Source organism: Streptomyces sp. NPDC026515 (assembly GCF_055567595.1).
Genome location: NZ_JBVHQD010000061.1, coordinates 1 through 1,354 on the forward strand (window position 1 = coordinate 1; position 1,354 = coordinate 1,354).

Below are 1,354 nucleotides of genomic sequence, written 5' to 3' on the forward strand. Positions count from 1 at the left end.
AGGATCTCCGAGACCGGGTAGCGGGACTCACGGCGTACCGCCATGAAGATCCGCGGCATCACCGGGAAGTGGAACGCCATGTGGCACTCGTCGCCCCCCTTTTCGTAGTCGCCGAAGTAGTCGACCACGTCCTCGGGCCACTGGTTCGCCTCGGCCAGCAGCACGGTGTCCGGGTACATCGCGTCGATCTCGCGCCTGACCCGCTTCAGGAACTCGTGGGAGGCCGGCAGGTTCTCGCAGTTGGTTCCCTCTTCCGCGTACAGGTAGGGCACCGCGTCCAGCCGGAAGCCGTCGATGCCCAGATCCAGCCAGAACCTCAGCGCGGCCAGGACCTCCTCCTGGACGGCGGGGTTCTCGTAGTTGAGGTCGGGCTGGTGGGAGAAGAAGCGGTGGAAGAAGTACTGACCGCGCACCGGATCGAAGGTCCAGTTGGAGACTTCGGTGTCGACGAAGATGATCCGCGCGTCCTGGTACTGCTTGTCGTCGTCGGCCCACATGTAGTAGTCGCCGTAGGGTCCGTCGGGGTCCTTGCGCGACTCCTGGAACCACGGGTGCTGGTCGCTGGTGTGGTTGACGACGAAGTCGATGATCACGCGCATACCGCGCTGGTGTGCGGCGTCGACGAACTCGACGAAGTCGGCGAGGTCACCGAATTCGGGGAGTACGGCGGTGTAGTCCGAGACGTCGTAACCGCCGTCCCGCAGCGGGGACTTGAAGAACGGGGGGAGCCAGAGACAGTCGACACCGAGCCACTGGAGGTAGTCGAGCTTCGCGGTCAGACCCTTCAGGTCGCCGATGCCGTCACCGTTGCTGTCCTGGAAGGAGCGCACCAGGACCTCGTAGAAGACGGCGCGTTTGAACCAGTCCGGGTCCCGGTCCTTTGCGGGAGTGTCCTCGAAGGTGTCCGGGACGGGGTCGTTGACAGTCATGACGCGCTGGGCCCTCCGTTCGCAGGTGTGGGTCGCCCTACCTGGAGCACATGTGCCGGCGCCTGGCCGGGTGTCAGACGCACGTAGTTGGTCCTGCCCCATGAGTAGGTCTCGCCTGTCAGTTCGTCCCGCACGGACAGGGCGGAGCTGCTGTCCAGGCCGAGTTGCGGCATGTCCAACGAGACCGTGGCCTCCTGGGTGTGGTGGGGGTCGAGGTTGACGACCACCAGGACCGTGTCAGCCCCGGCGCGCTTGCTGTACGCGATGACGGAGTCGTTGTCCGTGGAGTGGAAGCTGAGGCTGCGCAGCTGCTGGAGCGCGGGATGCCGGCGCCGGACGGTGTTGAGGCGGGTGATGAGGGGGGCGATGCCCTCGGTGTCGGCGCGTGTCCAGTCGCGGGGTTTGAGCTGGTACTTCTCGGAGTC

2 protein-coding genes are annotated in these 1,354 nt (G+C 65.5%); both read right to left on the reverse strand.

Annotated features, from left to right (window positions below):
* Positions 1-929, reverse strand: a 929-nt coding sequence (locus ACZ4O3_RS44080; protein WP_467728036.1) for an alpha-amylase family glycosyl hydrolase, incomplete at its 3' end; no start/stop codon positions are given.
* On the reverse strand, positions 926-1,354 hold a 429-nt coding region (locus tag ACZ4O3_RS44085), incomplete at its 5' end, for an alpha-glucosidase C-terminal domain-containing protein (RefSeq protein ID WP_467728037.1). The genes ACZ4O3_RS44080 and ACZ4O3_RS44085, both read right to left, overlap by 4 nt.